At 67.1% G+C, this 1,154-nt stretch carries 1 protein-coding gene; it reads left to right on the forward strand.

The annotated features are described in order from the left end of the window. Positions 1-1,154 (forward strand): cadherin repeat domain-containing protein (locus ACFOLG_RS15860; protein ID WP_386093581.1); only part of this gene is annotated, 1,154 nt, incomplete at both ends.

The raw sequence follows: 1,154 nt of genomic DNA on the forward strand, positions 1-1,154 counted from the left end.
TACCGTGGTTGGCGTCACCGCCTTCGCCAGCGATGGCGATGCCACCACCAACAGCGTCAGCTACAGCCTGAGCGACAACGCCGGCGGCCGCTTCGCCATCGATGCCAGCAGCGGCGTGGTCACCGTCGCCGGCGCGCTCGACCGCGAGACCGCCGACCACTACGACATCACCGTGCGCACCACCAGCGCCGACGGCTCCACTGCCGATAAAACCTTCACCATCGCCCTCAACGACGTCAACGAGTTCACCGTCAGCACCCCGGCCGACAGCGATGCGGCCACCAATGCGGTGGATGAGAACAGCAGCGTCGGCACCGCGGTCGGCGTCACCGCCTTCGCCCAGGACAACGATGCGACGACCAACGCCGTCAGCTACAGCCTGAGCGACAGCGCCGGCGGCCGTTTCGCCATCGACGCCAGCACCGGCCTGGTCACCGTCGCCGGCGCCCTCGACCGCGAGACCGCCGACCACTACGACATCACCGTGCTGGCCACCAGCGCCGACGGCTCCAGCAACAGCCAGAGCTTCACCATCAGCGTCGGCAACGTGAACGACAACCCGGTAGTCGGCCCCAGCGACAGCAATGCTGCGGCCAACCTGGTGCTGGAGAATGCCGCCATCGGCGCCACGGTCGGCCTCACCGCCTTCGCCAGCGATGCCGATGCCGGCGGCCAGGCAATAAGCTACTCGCTGAGCGACAACGCCGGCGGGCGCTTTGCCATCAACAGCACTACCGGCGTGGTCACCGTCGCCGGCGCGCTCGACTACGAAACCGCCAGCAGTCACAGCATCACCGTGCTGGCCACCAGCGCCGACGGCTCCAGCAACAGCCAGAGCTTCACCATCGACGTCGGCAATGTGAACGACAACCCGGTAGTTGGCCCTAGCGACAGCAATGCTGCGGCCAACCTGGTGCTGGAGAATGCTGCCATCGGCAGCACGGTCGGCCTGACCGCCTTCGCCAGCGATGCCGATGCCGGTGGCCAAGCCATTACCTATTCGCTGAGCGACAACGCCGGCGGCCGTTTCGCCATCAACAGCACTACCGGCGTGGTAACGGTGGCCGGCGCGCTCGACTACGAAACCGCCAGCAGCCACAGCATCACCGTGCTGGCCACCAGCGCCGACGGCTCCAGCAACAGCCAGAGCTTCA

Origin of the sequence: Vogesella facilis (assembly GCF_042648525.1) — a bacterium.
GTDB lineage: Bacteria > Pseudomonadota > Gammaproteobacteria > Burkholderiales > Chromobacteriaceae > Vogesella > Vogesella facilis.